The 16,708-nt window shown below is 40.3% G+C and carries 19 protein-coding genes; all 19 read left to right on the plus strand.

The genetic code is table 11. From position 1 onward, the window contains the following. Positions 1-81 precede the first annotated feature (81 nt). Positions 82-588, plus strand: coding sequence for an RNA polymerase sigma factor (locus G601_RS0110640; protein ID WP_026665331.1), 507 nt, complete (start codon positions 82-84; stop codon positions 586-588). A 10-nt stretch (positions 589-598) separates the two neighbouring features. Then, positions 599-1,387: a hypothetical protein gene (locus tag G601_RS0110645; protein WP_026665332.1), complete on the plus strand. Its 789-nt coding sequence runs from the start codon at positions 599-601 to the stop codon at positions 1,385-1,387. A 257-nt stretch (positions 1,388-1,644) separates the two neighbouring features. After that, positions 1,645-2,313, plus strand: a complete 669-nt coding sequence (locus G601_RS22895; RefSeq protein ID WP_035790668.1) for a helix-turn-helix domain-containing protein — start codon at positions 1,645-1,647, stop codon at positions 2,311-2,313. Positions 2,314-2,343: 30 nt separating this feature from the next. Beyond that, on the plus strand, positions 2,344-2,745 hold the full coding sequence (locus G601_RS0110655) for a DUF6483 family protein (RefSeq protein ID WP_026665333.1): 402 nt from the start codon (positions 2,344-2,346) through the stop codon (positions 2,743-2,745). A gap of 188 nt (positions 2,746-2,933) precedes the next feature. Next, complete coding sequence (locus G601_RS0110660; RefSeq protein WP_026665334.1) at positions 2,934-3,392, plus strand: RNA polymerase sigma factor; 459 nt, start codon at positions 2,934-2,936, stop codon at positions 3,390-3,392. Then, the gene (locus G601_RS0110665; protein ID WP_026665335.1) at positions 3,382-4,095 is read left to right on the plus strand and encodes a hypothetical protein; all 714 of its coding nucleotides are present in this window, start codon (positions 3,382-3,384) and stop codon (positions 4,093-4,095) included. Before G601_RS0110660 ends, G601_RS0110665 begins: the two co-directional genes overlap by 11 nt. Then, positions 4,092-4,781: an ABC transporter ATP-binding protein gene (locus tag G601_RS0110670; RefSeq protein ID WP_026665336.1), complete on the plus strand. Its 690-nt coding sequence runs from the start codon at positions 4,092-4,094 to the stop codon at positions 4,779-4,781. Before G601_RS0110665 ends, G601_RS0110670 begins: the two co-directional genes overlap by 4 nt. Next, positions 4,781-5,911, plus strand: a complete 1,131-nt coding sequence (locus G601_RS0110675; RefSeq protein ID WP_026665337.1) for an ABC transporter permease subunit — start codon at positions 4,781-4,783, stop codon at positions 5,909-5,911. The genes G601_RS0110670 and G601_RS0110675 overlap by 1 nt, the downstream gene beginning before the upstream one ends. Positions 5,912-5,941: 30 nt before the next feature. After that, entirely contained in the window at positions 5,942-7,072 is a 1,131-nt protein-coding gene (locus tag G601_RS0110680) for a hypothetical protein (RefSeq protein ID WP_196808866.1), read from the plus strand. 207 nt (positions 7,073-7,279) lie between these two features. Beyond that, positions 7,280-8,164 carry a DUF6033 family protein gene (locus tag G601_RS22900; protein WP_051205744.1) on the plus strand — a complete coding sequence of 295 codons (885 nt, stop codon included), beginning with the start codon at positions 7,280-7,282 and terminating at the stop codon, positions 8,162-8,164. A gap of 104 nt (positions 8,165-8,268) precedes the next feature. Beyond that, entirely contained in the window at positions 8,269-9,375 is a 1,107-nt protein-coding gene (locus G601_RS0110690; RefSeq protein WP_026665339.1) for a hypothetical protein, read from the plus strand. A gap of 162 nt (positions 9,376-9,537) precedes the next feature. Next, positions 9,538-10,251 (plus strand): LytR/AlgR family response regulator transcription factor, encoded by a 714-nt coding sequence (locus G601_RS0110695; RefSeq protein WP_026665340.1) that lies wholly within the window; start codon positions 9,538-9,540, stop codon positions 10,249-10,251. Positions 10,252-10,387: 136 nt separating this feature from the next. Further along, entirely contained in the window at positions 10,388-11,659 is a 1,272-nt protein-coding gene (locus G601_RS0110700) for a sensor histidine kinase (RefSeq protein WP_196812554.1), read from the plus strand. Positions 11,660-11,851: 192 nt separating this feature from the next. Further along, on the plus strand, positions 11,852-12,463 hold the full coding sequence (locus tag G601_RS0110705) for a hypothetical protein (protein ID WP_026665342.1): 612 nt from the start codon (positions 11,852-11,854) through the stop codon (positions 12,461-12,463). Positions 12,464-12,585: 122 nt separating this feature from the next. Beyond that, the gene (locus G601_RS0110710) at positions 12,586-12,981 is read left to right on the plus strand and encodes a BlaI/MecI/CopY family transcriptional regulator (protein WP_026528419.1); all 396 of its coding nucleotides are present in this window, start codon (positions 12,586-12,588) and stop codon (positions 12,979-12,981) included. A 144-nt stretch (positions 12,982-13,125) separates the two neighbouring features. Next, a complete protein-coding gene (locus tag G601_RS0110715) occupies positions 13,126-14,256 on the plus strand; it encodes a M56 family metallopeptidase (protein ID WP_026665343.1) in 1,131 nt (376 codons plus the stop codon). Positions 14,257-14,326: 70 nt separating this feature from the next. Continuing rightward, complete coding sequence (locus G601_RS0110720) at positions 14,327-15,196, plus strand: hypothetical protein (RefSeq protein ID WP_207638043.1); 870 nt, start codon at positions 14,327-14,329, stop codon at positions 15,194-15,196. A gap of 50 nt (positions 15,197-15,246) precedes the next feature. Beyond that, a complete protein-coding gene (locus G601_RS0110725) occupies positions 15,247-15,924 on the plus strand; it encodes a hypothetical protein (protein ID WP_026665345.1) in 678 nt (225 codons plus the stop codon). Next, entirely contained in the window at positions 15,893-16,675 is a 783-nt protein-coding gene (locus tag G601_RS25025; protein ID WP_051205746.1) for a hypothetical protein, read from the plus strand. The genes G601_RS0110725 and G601_RS25025 overlap by 32 nt, the downstream gene beginning before the upstream one ends. Positions 16,676-16,708: the final 33 nt, after the last annotated feature.

A 16,708-nucleotide genomic window follows, 5' to 3' on the forward strand; every position in this document is an offset into this window, starting at 1 on the left:
GTGATAGTAAAAAATTATGTGTTAGGTTTCAGTAACCTGAATTGTATTATATATAGAAGGCCTTCTAAAAGATATCAGAAAGTGAGTAAACGCATGGAGGAGAGAGAAGCAAGACGGTTGGTGGAGAGCTATACTGACATGATCATGCGCATCGGTACCAATTATCTTAAGAGTACGACAGAAGCAGAGGATATATGCCAGGCGGTTTTAGTAAAGTACGTTTCTACAGATCCACAGTTTGATAGTCTTGAACATGAAAAAGCATGGGTTATCAGAACCACTATAAACATGTGTAAAAACGAATTGAAGAGTGCATTTTCCAAAAAGACTACAGTGCTGGAGGAAGCTGATGATGTTAAAGCTATTACCCCACCGGATCTTGGAATAACGGAAGAAGTGATGAAGCTGCCCAGAAACTATCGTATCAGTATTTATCTTTTTTACTATGAAGGGTACTCGGCAAAAGAGATAGCGGAGCTTCTGGGGAAAAAAGAATCCGCAATAAATATGTATCTTTCCCGAGGGCGAAAGAAACTCAGGCTTTCAATCATGAATGATCTTGGTATGGTGAAACGGGTTAACGGTTAGGAGAATCGACATGAGTGAATATAGAAATAAAGAGTATATTGAATCTATGAGCCTTATCAAACTTTCTGATGATAAAAAAGAAAAGATGATTTCGGATTTAACTAAGATTAGTCCGATCAGAAAGGAAGGCATGATGAAAAAGAGATTGGGAGTAAAGAAAACGGCGATATTAGTTGCAGCGTGCATAATGGTATTTGGGGTGACAGCAACAGCTACCGGGATTGCGACAGGTGTAGTTAGTCATAACAAGCCAGACACACGAACAGGTAACTTTGGAGATCTTGAAAAGCTTGAACAGCAGGCAGGATTGGATATTACAGCTGTAGAATCATTTTCAAATGGATATGAGTTTGATCATATGGAAGTAGGCGAATCTACTACTCAGGATGATAGTTTCAACGATATTCAGTCTTACATGGGCATAAGCATGCAATATATCAAAGAGAATGAACCCTACGTTGCAATATATATGGACCCCATAGATATGGTTAGTGGTGATGCCTCAGAAGATGCCATGGCCAGCCGCAAAGTAGGAGATGTGGATGTTTATTATAGCTGTGATGAATATCTATTTGTTCCTGTCTCTGAAGCGGATGTTTTGACGGATGAGGAGAAAGACAGAGATGCAAATGATCCGCATTTCTTTATAAGTGTTGGAAGTGATGAGAGAGAAACGCGTATGAGCAGTACGGTAAGCTTTGTCATGGGTGATGTATATTATTGTATTCTTTCATTTGATACAAGTATGAGCGCAGATGAAATGATGGATATGGCAGAAGAAATCATCAACGCAAGATAAAGTACATAGATAATGATATACTATAACAGTGCATGACTTGTGGGAGTTGTGCACTGTTTTTTCTTGTTTTGGGGAACTGATAGTTGTCTTGTTGGTGGTAATGAGTATTGCGAAGCATTGGCATGACAATAACTTTTGTTATTAAATAATTTTCAGATAGACAAGGTTGTCTAATTGCATAAAAACGATATTTTCTCGCTTTGTGTCGTGTACGGATCAGACAACTTTTAATATTCTGTGTGTGAAGGGAGGAACACATGGATTCACAAAAAATAGGAGCATTCTTACGCGAACTTCGTAAGGAGAAAAACTTAACCCAGGAGCAACTTGCTGAAATATTAGGAGTGTCGGGGAGAACTGTGTCAAGATGGGAGACCGGATCAAATATGCCAGATCTTGCAATCATGATAGAACTCGCTGATTACTATGATATTGACATCAAGGAGCTCCTTAATGGAGAAAGGAAAAGCGAGATGGATAAAGAATTGAAAGAAACCTTGAAAACGGTGGCTGATTATACTGATATTCAGAGGCAGGAAGCTGTAAAAGCAAGCAGTTATGGATTTGTTATAGTTTTTATGGCATGTGCAGTTGCTATTGTGGCGCAGCTTGTAATGTATTCCGACATGAAGCTGGTAGTGGGAGAAACGGCGGCTATTTTGATCGGGGGTATTGCATATCTGACGCTTGTTGTCAGGGCAGGAGCATGGAACGGCTCAAAGAAGGAGTCGGATGTCATAAGCAGGGATCTCCTTGTCAGTGCGGTTACTTCATTGGTGTTTACAGTACCGTTTTTCTTAATTGCACTTAGATATTCTGTAAGAAATGAATTTCAGTTGTCTATTGCCTTCTTTTGTATCATCTTTATCATATCCTTTGTTGTGCTAAGGGCCCTGGCAGCCATTTCATCCAGGCACAGGAAATAATGCATTATCGTTTAAGAGCGGAGGTGCATTATGACATTTGACGATGAAAAAGACTACATCATGCGAATCATCAAGGAAATGGCAAGGGTTCTGTTTTCGCTGATGCTTGGGAAAAAGTATGTTGCTGTTGAGATGGAGCGGAATAACGGATATGAAGTTTCCGGGAGAAAACTGAATGAGCTGCTTGGTATGATAGATTGCGGAGAGATTAATAGAGCTGAAAATCTCTTACTGGAAGGTATTGATTATTCTGATAAGCAAAGCGTTGCTGCTGCGGCGTTGTTCTATCAATACTTGTCTGAAAAAGAGGAAGGGTTCCTGACAGAGCATGATTTTTCCAAAGAAGAGGTCCTTGATGGAATGAATCGGTTGCTGCAGAAATCAGGATATGGTGATGTTATAGATATTGTAAATGGGTCTTTGACAATCTAATAAATACAAATAGAATCTCTATAATTAGCATCTGATTATTTGATGTGCTGTTGCATTGGCCTTCAGAATGAGTATTTCTGAAGGCTTCTTTTATGTTGTATACGAAAAAATAAAAAAATATGAAAATAGCCGCACATTTTAGTATTCTCAGCCGTTAATCATAATGAAGGGAGGTTAAAATGGTATCCATGGATTTAGAAAATGCTTACGACAAAATATACCGGTATGTTTATTTCAAAATGAATGATCAGACAGTAGCAGAAGATATTACCCAGGAGACTTTCCTTCGCTTTATCAGTCAGAAAGGCAGTATACATGGGTACGAGGTAAAGTATCTGTACACCATAGCCAGAAACCTTTGTGTTGACGAGTACAGGAGAGTTAAGCCTGATTCACTCCCTGAAGGTTATGAAGAAATTATACCGGCCAGAGATGATTTGCTGGAAGAGCGGATTGCAATAAGAGATGCAGTAGCAAAACTACCTGTAGAAGAACAGGAAATATTACTCTTAAGATACGTTAACAATGAGTCTGTAGGAACTATCAGTAAGACACTGGGAATTTCCAGGTTTGCATTTTACAGGCGGCTTAAAAATGCAGAGGATAAGCTTCGAGCCGGTTTGGAGGTGGATGTCCATGAAAAATGAAATGAAGGATGCATTGAAGGATGCTTTTTATGCTCCGGAGCCAAAGAATAAGCAGGCATTCCTGAAAACTATCAGACCTCGTGAGGTTAGCACAGTAGAAATGCTGGTTCAGCAGGTTAGGTATATTAGGATTTCAGTTTGGATTTTTGCATTGGGAATCACTACATTTGCTTTATTTGGATCCTGGATGCAGATGGAGGAAACAAAAGAGCTGATACCTGTGATCATGCCTTTTCTAGCTGCAGTATCGGTGCTGGAGACCAGAAGATCTAAGAAATATGGAATGATCGAGCTTGAGATGGCAACCAGATTTTCTCTACGGAGCGTGATCTTTGCAAGGATGCTGGTGCTTGGTCTTTTATACATTATTGTCCTGGGAATTATTTCTCCGGTAATTGCAGTATCTTTTGGCGGACAGACAATTATTACCGCAATAAACATAGTACTTCCATATCTGATAACAATGAGTATTTGCCTTCAGGTGGAACGGAGCAGCTTGGGACGGAAGCTGGAATATGCTTCGCTGGCTGTATCGACATTTATAGTTGTTCTAATGATCTGGATAAAGAATTATGATTTTGGCTTAGTCCATGGAACAATGGAACTTATTGAAAACTGGGGAGTTTTGATAGTCCTTATTTTTGCGATGGTAACAGTATATGAACAGTGGAAGACATTAAACTATGTGGAGGAGTTTGCATGAGATTAACAGTCGACAGGTTAAGTAAACAGTACAAGAATAAGATCGCTGTAGATCGTGTTTCTTTTAATCTTACAGAAGGAGTTACCGGGCTCCTTGGAGCCAATGGTGCAGGAAAAACAACCTTGATGAGAATGATAACTGGCATTCTTGCGCCAACAAGCGGAGATATTATAGCAGATGGAATCCCGGTTCAGACCGAAGAATACAGAGCTATTTTGGGGTATCTGCCCCAGGATTTTGGATATTATCCTGAATTTACTGCAAGAGAGTTTGTTCAGTATATAGCTGCATTAAAAGGACTTGATAAGAATACTGCCAAGAGAAAAACTGATCAGCTCCTTGAATTGGTGGGCCTATCTGATGTGGCAGGTAAAAAGATAAAAACATTTTCAGGCGGCATGAAGCAGCGAGTGGGAATCGCACAGGCTATTATTAATGATCCCAAAATACTCATTCTGGATGAACCAACAGCCGGTCTTGATCCAAAGGAGCGAGTGCGCTTCAGAAACCTGATAGCTGAAATTGGAAAGAATACAATAGTACTTTTCTCAACACATATAGTTTCTGATATTGACAGTATAGCAAGTAATCTCTTAATGATGCGGGACGGGCAGATCATTTATGAGGGTGCCTGGGATAAGGAGAAGGGAGATCTTGAGCAGTTCTACATGGAGGAGTTTGAGTGATGGGAAACTACGGGGAGCTCTACAGATTTGAAATCAAGAAGATTATGAAGAACCGCCTTACTGTCGCAATGCTGATTGTAACAGTGCTCTTTATCCTGATAGAAGCGTTCATTCCGAAGCTGTATTTATCAAAAGAGATGGAAGATGCACAAAAAGTATTGGATGGAACTGTAATTGACGATGCTTTGCTTCAGGAAATGTATCCAAAGCTAATCAGTAATGGAACTGTATGGACAGCAGATAACGCAATGTATGAAAAAATAGCTGATATGGAAGATGGCATACTTCCCGATGGAGCGAACCTATCTGATTATTCAGCGGATGAACTTTATAAGGAACGGAAATCAGCTATTATGGCAATGATGCAGGAGGACAATCTGACAGAAAGAGAACTTCAGTGGTGGAAAAATGAGAATTCAAAAATAGATACGCCCTTTACTTACCGTTACTGCCAAGGAACTATAAACCTTGCACAGGGAATGTCGCTGACGCTTATGTGCATAATGCTTATTTCAGCACTGTGCCTGTCTACTGTGTTCACAATAGAGCATCGTCAGCGTACGGATCAGATAGTGATCAGCTGCAGGAACGGACGAAGGAAAACTTTCTTTTTAAAGATTGCAGCTGGCCTTTCTGTAGTAATAGGGTGCTGCCTTGTGTCCGTAGCTCTCCTTGCATTACTTATCGCTATTCTTTATGGCATGGATGGTCTTGGAGCCGCAGTTCAGCTTGAACTTCCGCTATCAGCCTATTCTTTTACCATGGGACAGTTCATAATCGTGCAGATGCTTGTAATGATCACTGCAGCGGTTCTTTTTGCCACATTTGCCATGGCAATGTCAGAGGTAGTAAAGAACAGCCTTGCAGTCATGGGCATTATGGTGGGACTGTTTATCTTTAGCCAGTTGGAACTTATACCTCCAAGGTTTCGAGTACTGGCACAGATAAAAGCCATGCTGCCTTCTAACCAGATAAGTATATGGTCACTTATGGAGCACAGGCTTGTCGGCTTTGGAGGACACTATGTAACCGCCTATGTGGCCGCTCCTGTCATATACATACTTATATCAGTTTTTTTGATAGTTATAGGGAAAATTGCTTATGACAGATTTCAGGTTACCGGGAGATGACAGATTGTAATATCTGAGGGAGTATTCATGATGTTTTGGACATTATACTTATATGAACTCAAAAAGATTTTTTCGAATAAGCTAAAACCGTTAGTATTGATAGCAGTTGCTGCTTTCCTTTTCTTTGCCTCAGCTCAGCGTTATTTTGGGGTAAATCCGGAAACTAACGCATGGAAAGCTGAGCATCTTTTGGATGGAAGAATCATGGATGAGGATTTCTTTGCTGAGCTGTGTGAAGACTCGAATCCAGACCCCGGAGCAATGTGGCGCTATGCAAAACGTTATGCACGTATGGTTTTTTATTATAACGAGTCACAATCTATTTACCATAGTTCAGTGGAACAGGAAAGCTGGACAGCAGATGTGTTTTACGATACAAGAAAGCGCGTGATTGGTGAGCTTGCAGATGAATTCTATCTAACGAGAGCCGAACACGAGTATTGGGAAAGGATGGAAGAAACTATTCCAAAACCATTTACTTATCGTAGTGCTCAGGACATTGAAAATCTGCGAACAACTTATCAATTTACAATGACCGTTACATGTATGCTGATAGCTGTTTTTTTGGCTGAAAGCTTTGCGGGAGAAACAGAGAGTAAGATGGATGCGCTGATTTATTCAAGTAAGTACGGACATAAATATACGGTCGCAGTAAAACTGGCGACAGGATGCACTTTTTCTCTTGTTATGGGAAGTGTGATGCTCCTAATGACACATTTGCCTGTTCTTATTCTTAGCGGACTTCATGGCCTTGATGCCCCTTGGTACATGGTTATGCAGTTTTCGAATATTACCATGAAAGCATGGCAGATGCTGCTTTTGCATACATTGGTGTACCTTCTTGGCTGCATGCTTGCTGGGCTACTTGTCATGATGCTGTCATTATTCTATGACAGGTCCATGGCTGCAGCCGGAACCATTTTTATGATAGTTCTGTTTGATCTCTTTGGGAACGTGCCTACACATATGCGTGTATTAAGTCAGATACGCTATCTGACTCCGATTACGATACTTCTTAATTCGGAAATTCCGGATATGCGTCTCACTAAGCTGTTTGGCAGATTTCTTATTTCTTTTCAAACAGCACCTATTCTTTATGTGCTTGTGGGATTGCTTTTAATAATAATGACTGTCAGAATATTCCGCAGGCGCTATGGATGAAAACGTTTGTAGCGATATATGATAGAGGCATTCTTGGTTTGATTAGATGGGAGTGCCTTTTTATATTTTTTTAATAATTTCAGGGTACATTCCATATGAAGTTAAGACGATAAAAGATATATAAGAAATGGTAAGTGTCTTACTATGTGTTTTTAGATATAGATGAATGAAAAGGATGTCGGCTTTTTTACAAGGAGGTAGATCAGTATGACAGGAATTAATGGCATTTCTGCATATCAGCAGATAAATCCGAGTGTCCATAACGAGAAATCGGGAGTGTCTAAGACTCCTGATACAGGTAGGGCAGATCAGGCTGGTTCAGCAAAAAATTCTCAGCAGGCTAAAGTAGAAACAAAAGCGTGGAGTCCGATAGATACCACGAGTTCACTTGTGCCCAGAAAAACTGAATATGGGATGACTATTGGAGATGTGCAGCTTTCCGATAAGGCAAAGGACTACTATAATTCGCTGAAATCAAAATATCATAACATGGAGTTCATTGCTGTCAGCAAGGATATGAAAGCACAGGTCCAGCAGAATGCTGCCTCCTATGGCAATGCCAACAAAATGGTAGTCCTTATAGATGAAGAGAAGCTTGAGCGGATGGCGACGGATGAATCATATCGCAAAAAATATGAGGGAATCATTGCCATGGCACAGACAAAGATGTCAGAGGCTAAGATGGGACTTGCCAGCAGCGGCGCAAGTGTTAAGAATTTTGGGATGAGTGTTGATTCTAATGGTAAGGAGAGTTTCTTTGCCACTGTAAATAAATCTTCAGATCTTCAGAAAAAGCGTACAGAAAAGAAAGCAGCAGAGAAGAAGGCTCAGAAACTTCAGGAGAAGAAGAAAGCGGAAAAGAAGGCGCAGGAGGAACGTATCCAAAAAGCCAGGGATAAAAAAGCTGAAAAGGAAGATACTGATAAAGATGATTCCAGGATTAAAGATGACGAGGAATATGTAACATTCGAAGCAGATTCCATGGATGAACTTCTCTCTAAGGTGCAGACATACTCATACAATAATGCATCCGGAAAAGTTATGACTCAGGCCGAGCAGATGGTAGGAACAAAGATAGATTTCAGAGGCTGATGTTTTATGCACACAGCCGCACAGTGGAAATTGCTGCTATGCAGCGTGCGGCTGGCGCGAGAGGAATCGTATAAATACGATTCCTATATGTTATGAGGTACGGCATGAATATATCATTTATTGCGAATAATCTATATAGTTCACAGTACATGAAGAATGCCCAGGGGAATCTCTATGCTCAGAAGACTGACAGAGCCATGAAGAATACAATTATGGGAAAGATGCCGGTAAATCCTTTTGTATCAAGCTTTGACAGAAGAACAGACAATGATGTTAATGATCGAAAAGGATTATCACAGCAGATGCGGCAGATGATACGCTCACTGAAGCAGGATTCTCACCAAGATCAGAATAATAAAAAAATAAATGATTTTCTGACATCATCCGGTTCCCCGGATGCAGCAGAGGAAGAGACAGCGCCTAAGCCGACCTATAATTATAAAGAGGTTGCATCCAAAATACAGAGTGCCAAGACATCAAACAGTGCCGGGCAGGCAGTACTGGCAGCAAAAAGAGCTGTGACGCAGATAAAGAGAAAGATTTCTGCGGGGGATGGTGATCCTGAGGAACTACAGTTTGCTTTAACCCATGCAAAGCGCATGGAAATGGTGGCAAGGAAAAAGAAACATCATCTGGAGCTGGAAGAAATGGTGGCTCGTGCTCAGAAGCAGGATGAGCGCCTTGACGAACAGGAAGATGCTGTTCGGGGTATTCAGAGTACCATAACACAGGCAGAGGAAGAAAAGATCACTGAGAAAGAAGACCAAATCTTCGATGAGCGCGAGGAGATGCTGGAGGAAGCTCTAGAACAAATCGAAGAAAGCGGAGCTAATGTTTCGGATGAAATGATGGCTGATCTGAACAAGATGATCTCTGAATTTGGCGAGGAAGAACTGGAAGAGTTGGAAGAAACTATGGAGATGCTTGAAGATATGGAAGTGGTAGATCCGCATATGAGCAAAGAGGATTTTGAGGATCTAAAGCGGAAGCATAGGGCTTCGGAAAACAAGGCTATTGTAAAAGCAAATATGGAATACCTTAAAGATATGATCAAGCATGAGCTTGGAAAAGCCGGAAGTATTCCCGGTATGGGAGGTGGACAGTCAGCTTCTGCAGTGGTTGGAAGCCCTGCAGTGCAGGGGGTAACCGTATCAATGCCGGCAATGGCAGCTCCGGTTTCAGATGGGGGTTCGATTGATGTTCAGATTTAAACAGTATGGTTAAAAGTTATATTGTTAATGTAAAGTCGGATGGGAAAATATTTCTATCCGGCTCTTTTTTGCCCTTTCAGATATGAAAAAGGTCGTTTCGTGATCAAATCATAGTATTTCTTATGTGATTATGATACGAATAACTTGGAGGAATATTACCTTATGAAGATAGCAGTATGCGATGATGAAGAAAGAATAAGAAAAATTATAGTGTCGGAACTGAATGCATCGTTTTCGGATGATGAGATTAGTTGCTTTTGCACTGGAGAAAACGTCTTGAGAGTTGTGGAACAAGATGGTTATATGCCTGATATTATTCTTCTGGATATTATGATGCCCGGAGTGTCTGGAATGGATGTCGCCAGGAAACTTCGTGATATTAGCGATGAGGTTGTTATCATTTTTATAACTGGAGAAAAGCAGTATGTATTTGATGCTTTTGATGTAAGAGCATTTCATTTCCTTGTAAAGCCATTCTCAAATAAGAAGATGGTTAATGTGATAAAAGATGCAAAAGTGGAAATTGCTAAATCGGCTATTAATTCTCAAAAGAAGTATGTGATGTTGAACTCACGAGGCAGTCATATAAGGCTGTGTGTTTCAGACATTGTTTTTGCAGAAGTGTATGGTGCCAGGATAATCGTACATACAAGAACTGATGAAATTGAATATTATGGACATCTATCAGAACTAGAAAAGCTTGTAGGTGATGATTTTTTAAGGACTCATAGAGGATATCTTGTAAATCTACGATTTGTAAAGAGGTATGATTCTGGAACGTGCTATATGGCAAGGGGTGAAGCACTTATCTCAAAACAAAACTATCCGGTTTTTGTAAAAGCTCTGATGGATTACAACAAAAAGAGAGCTGAGTAAGGTATTACTTCAAAAATTATAGAGGTGAAAAGAATTAATGATTACTGAAGCCATGTGGGACCAGGTAAATAATATATCGATGATTGCAAATGTGCTGTTAAATGCAGTGCTTGTTTCGTTTTTTTACATACCTTTTTTGAGAAGAAGAGTGCGCACAGTTATACTCGGAGTGGTCTATGCAGGAGTGATGTCTATATTGTATTTTGTTCCGGTGAACTTTTCCGGGGTAATTGCCTATGCTCTTGGCTGCAGTGCGGTATGTATTGCCTCCGTTTTCGTAGAGAGGGTGAACGCTCCGCAAATGATGTTTTTATCAATGACGATGTATCTGCTTTTGTGGATATCAATGGAGCTTGCTGTTTTGCCATGGAATCTTATAAGCTCTGTGACTTTTATGAATCCAAAAGTGACAGGAGATTTACAGCAGATTATGCTTTATGGTTTGGCGCAGGCTATTCATGCGGTAATACGGTGCGCTGTTCTGAGCTTTGGAATTCATCTGATTAAGGTCATATACAAGCGCAAGAAAGAGTTAATGGAATGGAGAGAGCTGGCTTTTTTGTCCACAACATACATAGCAATAATTGCATCATACTGGATATGTACATTTATGGAGGAAGCCTTTGAAAAAGCTGCAGGTGACTATTTCGGGCATAGGTATCCTGTATATCATGGAATATGCGCTGTGTTCGGAGTGATAGCTTTTCTTGCCATGATGGCGGTAATTTATTTTTATCATAAGATAAAGGCATCAGAGGAAGAAGTACTGCAAAACTCACTTATACACAGTCAGATCGACGAACTTTCAGGGCATGTTCATTCTATGGAGAAGGTCTATTCGGATTTCCGTGGAATTAGGCATGATATCAACAATCATATTATGGTACTCGGTAATCTAATAAAGGAAAACAGTAGTGATCAGGCTTTACAATACCTAAATGATTGGTCTGAGGATTTCCATACAGTAGACATAAATGCAAAGACCGGAAATCCAGTCACGGATATAGTGATTTCAGAGAAACGGAGACAAGCTGAAGATGCTGGAATACGATTTGTAGATGATTTTCACTATCCGGAGGAAGGAAAAGTAGAATCTATAGATGTGGGTGTTATTTTAAATAACGCTCTTTCAAATGCAATTAGGGCTGCTGAAGGTCAGGATAATCCGTTTGTTGAGATAAAATCCTGGCGTAGTGGTGATATGTTCATGGTTCAGGTCAGGAACAGTTTTAGCGGTGTTTTATGGATTTCTGATGAGGATGGACTTGTGAGAACATCGAAGCCGGATTTTGATAAGCATGGTTATGGACTGAAAAATATGCGAAGAATTGCAGAAAAGTATTTTGGAACAACACAACTGGAACAGGAGGATGATACAGTTATTTTCACAGCTATGATGGTAATTTAATGTAAAACCAGTCCATTCATGATTGAAAAAGGTCCTTTCGTGAAAAATCTATAATGGTTTTTGGTTAACTTTCCGAAGCCTTTGGTAGAACTGAGAGGACTTGGCGAAGTATTTTTGAGCCTAGTCCGAACGTGTTCTGGCGAACGAAGTGAGATCAGAACTTCCATTATTTAATACAAGGAGGTGTGTGTAATGGCTTTAACAAATGTAATGACTCAGTCTCTTATATCTGCCAGTACATCCATGAAACAGATACAGCTTCAGCAGGGAGTGAAGAAGCAGATGGATGGAAAGGCCGGTGTCCTGGATGCTGAGATCAAGAGAGATGAGGCATCCGGCGTGGATACCACAAAAAAGAAAGAAGAACTAGCTGAAACTCAGAAAAGATCTGAAGACATAGCAAATAACAATATGGAGCAGATTGCTGAGACTAATAAGGAAATGCAGAAAGCCAGGGAAGCTGATGCAACCCTGCAGAAAGAGAATGAGAGAGATGAAGCAGCGCGTGAAAAGAAGAGAGCTGAGAGAAGGTGGCAGGAACAGCATCTTCAGGAGGCTGCATCAGAAAGAAGAGCGGAAGAAGCAGACAGAGTTGCAAATGCACAGGCAAGTGCATCAGGATTCTCAGACGAAGAAAATGCAAAGGCACAGCAGATCGATGTCGGTGGCGTGAAGGTTTCTGTGGTTTCAGAGTCCACACATAATACAAAAGTGCCTCATATTGATGAAAAGATTGCAAAATCCACCGGAGCAGAGGTATCTGCAGCAGAAGGTGTCAGTGTTAGCATTGATGTAAAGACTTGAGTCGAAAAAAATAAAAAATCCAAAAAAATCATTAACAGCTATTAATTATTAACACACATTATCCGATATGTTATTATGAAAAGGTAACATATCGGATTATGTGGCATTTTGAGGAGGTTTTCATGAAAAGAGAAGAAATGCTTCCTAGTGAGAGTGAATGGCTGATAATGGAGACACTTTGGGATGCTGGAAGAGACCTTACTTCTGTAGAGATATGTGAGAAACTTCCCGGACAGGACAAAATGTCGCAGCGAATGGTGAGAGTTCTTATCAACAGGCTGTGCAAGAAGAATCTTATTTCATATACAGTAGATGAAAAAGATAGCAGAGTTTATCATTATCTTCCCATAAAGACAAAGGAAGAATGCAGACGTGAAAAGAGCATAGATTTTGCCAATAATTATTTTGGAGGAAATAAACTAGGTGCGGCTTTTGCTTTTCTGGAGGCAGAGTCACTTACTGAAGATCAGATAAAGGAACTTGAAAACATTATAAAGAATGCAAAGAAGAATAAGTAGCTCACGGATGAGCAGAGGTATGTTATGCAAGGGCTGCAGCAATTCTTTACAAATTTATCACAGTTTTTTGAATTTTTGGTCGTTTATTATTCGATCATTTTAGGTTTCTGTGCGCTTATATCAGTACTGGTTTTGGGGATCATTATGTTCCTTAGAAAGACTGTCTTAGCAGATAGAGTATTTGCGAAGGCTGCTTCTTGGGGACTATTGATCCTTTGTTTATTTTGCGGAAAACTTAAGCTTATTTTCGAAACCAAAGCCGGGTGGTATACATTGGGCAGATGGAATCTGTTATGTGCACACAGGATCGTTTCAATTATCTATATAGTTGGAATATTCATATTTGCGGCATATTTTATATACAGAAGAAGGCGACTACATAAATTTGTGAAGGGGCTGGATAAAGCCACGACCTGCGGCTTTGATAATGAAATTAGAAAATATCCGGGTACTATTTCCCCTTTCTGCATAGGTTGTATCCATCCTATAATAGTTATTCCGGAAAAGCTTGACGTGCAGAATGCTCTTATAGTTATAAAGCATGAAGAAACTCACATTAAACTGGGACATCTTTGGATAATTGCCGGATATGATATGGTGCGGTGTCTTTTGTGGCCTAATGTTTTTCTTCATATTGCTACAAAGTACATAAAAAGGGATCTTGAAGATGTTTGTGATGCTGTGACTATGCAAATGAATGGGATTGATCCTTTTGATTATGGTGAATCACTTCTGGCAAATGCCAGGGAAATCATGTTGTCCCGAAAAAACATGAAGTGCGAAGAAGGGTTCCTTTTTGCATGGGATGATAATTATAAGGTGCTAAATAAAAGGATCCACAGGATACTTGAGAGGAATGGCTATAACAGAAAAGTGGTTTTAGCCGGTGGTGTCCTTTTCATAATGGCACTTATAGCTTCAATCTTTGGAATAAAATGCTTTTCGTACAAGCGTAATAACCCGTTGGATATAAGTGGCATTTACAGCATGACAAAGATGGATACGGTTGTGCAAGATACAGAAGAAAAGATAGTTACAGGGTATGATGGGGATTACATATATATTGATGGAGCGGCTTTAAAGGAAGCATACCCTGATGCTGAAATAGAAGAGCAGTCTCTATTTGTATTTGTCGGGGGATATTATAAAATTCCTGGAGTTGGCGGTGGAGGAGGCTGGGGAGAATTTTCGGCATCTGACGTTAAGGACGGAGTGTTCAGAATAGAGAACCATGATGATATAGACGTATGGAACTGGATGATAATGTGGTTATGAAAAATCTTTATGCGTAGCGAAGCAAGGATGCTAGTCGCACTTAGCGAACTTGTGAGCTTAGTAAGACTGTATGCGGAACGAAGTGGAGAAGGCGATAACTATGTATGGATATGAACTACAGATCAGAGGAAATACAGAGTATTACTCAAAGCGCTTATATGACCTTAATGGTAACCATGTAGGGACTATCTCTATGTCCAGGCCAAGGAAAACGAGTAACAGCTCTAAAAAGAAGAGACCTGCTATGTATAGCTTCAAGCAGGTTTCAGCACAGGTATTAAGTGCCAAGACTTCCGCAAAAGCTGCTCAGGTTTCAATCGGGATCAGGATGAAAATCGGGAACCTTCAGAAGAAGCTGAAAACCGGAGAATACGATGATGAAGAGATTCTGAGGGCAATCCTGCATGCGGAAATGGTTCAACGTGCCTGTGAGAAGAAAAAGAAGAACCTGAAAATGGAAGAAACTGCTGAGCAGAATATGGACGAAGAATTGCCTTCTGAGCAAGAAAATCCTTTAGAAAAAGTTCAGTCGGATGAGGAAATAAGGGAACTTGAACAGGAAGAGTTCGAAGCTCTTATGGAAAAGCTGGAAATGTCTGCTGAGGAGATGTATGAAGAGGCTGAGGAAACGGCTCAGCTAGATCAGGAGCTAGATGAGATGGCTGAGGCACTTTCAGGAGCCATGGCGCCGCAGGATCTTGAACAGCTAAAGGCTAAACACAGATCTGATGAAGCAAGGGATATCATGAAGGCTGACTTAAAATATCTAAAGGCAATGTTTGAAAGACTTCAGGCAGAAAAAGAGAATTTGGGGAAATCGTCAGTTTCATCAGGTTTTGATAGCGGTGTTTCGCTATCACTTGGCGGAGATGAGATGTCCGTGATGGTACAGGACTCTGGAATGACAGAAGTAGGTGGCATGGTTGATGCAGAAATATAGCTTTTTTATAACTAAATGATTAACAGATGTTAACAAAGGAGGTATTTGTTATGAGTACAGGATTAGTAGGAAACATTCAGAATACTGATTATTCAGTCATGAACACAGAAAACTATAGTTCTGAAAATGGAAAGAAAACTGACAGTGTTCAGGAAGTAGCAAACGAGAATAAAGAGTCTGCTGCAGTTTACGAGAAGACAGCTGAAAAGACAAGTGAAAAGGATGCAGGTTTATATAGCATAAATAAGAAGTCACCTGCAGACAGAGCTGCAATAGTTCAGCAGATGAAACAGGCTGAAGAGGACCAGAGAAACAAGCTTCTGGAAATTGTCAGGAAAACATTGGAAGGTCAGGTTTCAGCTTTTGGAAAGGCAACAGATGACAGCTTTTGGAAAAGATTGGCTGGTGGCAATTTCAAGGTAGATGCAGCAACTAAAGCTCAGGCACAAAAGGATATTTCTGAAGATGGATATTATGGTGTAAAGCAGACTTCTCAGAGACTTTTTGACTTTGCATCAGCTCTTGCAGGCGATGATGTAGAGAAAATGAAAAAGATGCAGAAAGCTATGGAAAAGGGATTTAATTTGGCTACTGGTGCATGGGGGAGAGATCTTCCATCTATATGTAATGAAACATTGAAAGCTGCAAACAAACTTTTTGATGATTATTATAAGTCGAAGGAAGGAGGGCAAGGAGATGTCAACGATAAGAGACTCATTAAGTGGTAGTTATTATGATAAATCTGATTATGATTTCAGCGATTATAATCAGAATGCAAGCTCTTTTTTATCGGGGCTAAATATAAATACCAGCACAAGTGCAACAAGCCCTTTTAGTGTTTCTGATTATGCTATGCTCCGAAATGGCTCGTACAAAAAGCTTGTGAAAGCATACTATGCCAAGCAGAAAGCAGAAAATGCTGCTGCAGGTAAGGACTCGCATGCAAAGCTTACTTCTATGGCAAGTAATGCAGGAACATTGACGAAAGCTGCGCAGAATCTGATGAAGGACTCTCTTTGGCAAAAAAAGCAGAAGACTACTAAAAATGAGGAAACAGGTGAAGAGACAGTAACTGAAGAGTACGATTGGGATAGTATCGGCAAGGCTGTTAAGAGCTTTGTGGATAGTTACAACCGAACATTGGATGGTGCTGCAGAGTCAAACACCAAAGATGTTCTACGTTCTGCTACATGGATGATTAAAACAACTGAAGTAAATGAGGATCTATTAAACAAGGTGGGCATAAGTGTAGGAGCCAATAATAAGCTTGAGGTGGATGAGGATAAGCTTAAGAGTTCAGATATAAAAACACTAAAGACACTTTTCACCGGGTATAATTCGTTTGCGTCAAAGATGAGTGACAAAGGAAGGGCGATTAATAACGCAGCAGCAAGGGGTGGTGGATCGTATAATAGCCAGGGAAGATATTCGGATGCACTTTCATCACTGTTACCGCGGGCTGTTGATAAGAAGGAATAATGTCCACTCATGACATAAAACTGACCATTCATA

It is taken from the genome of Butyrivibrio sp. FC2001 (assembly GCF_000424125.1).
Taxonomy (GTDB): Bacteria; Bacillota; Clostridia; order Lachnospirales; family Lachnospiraceae; genus Butyrivibrio.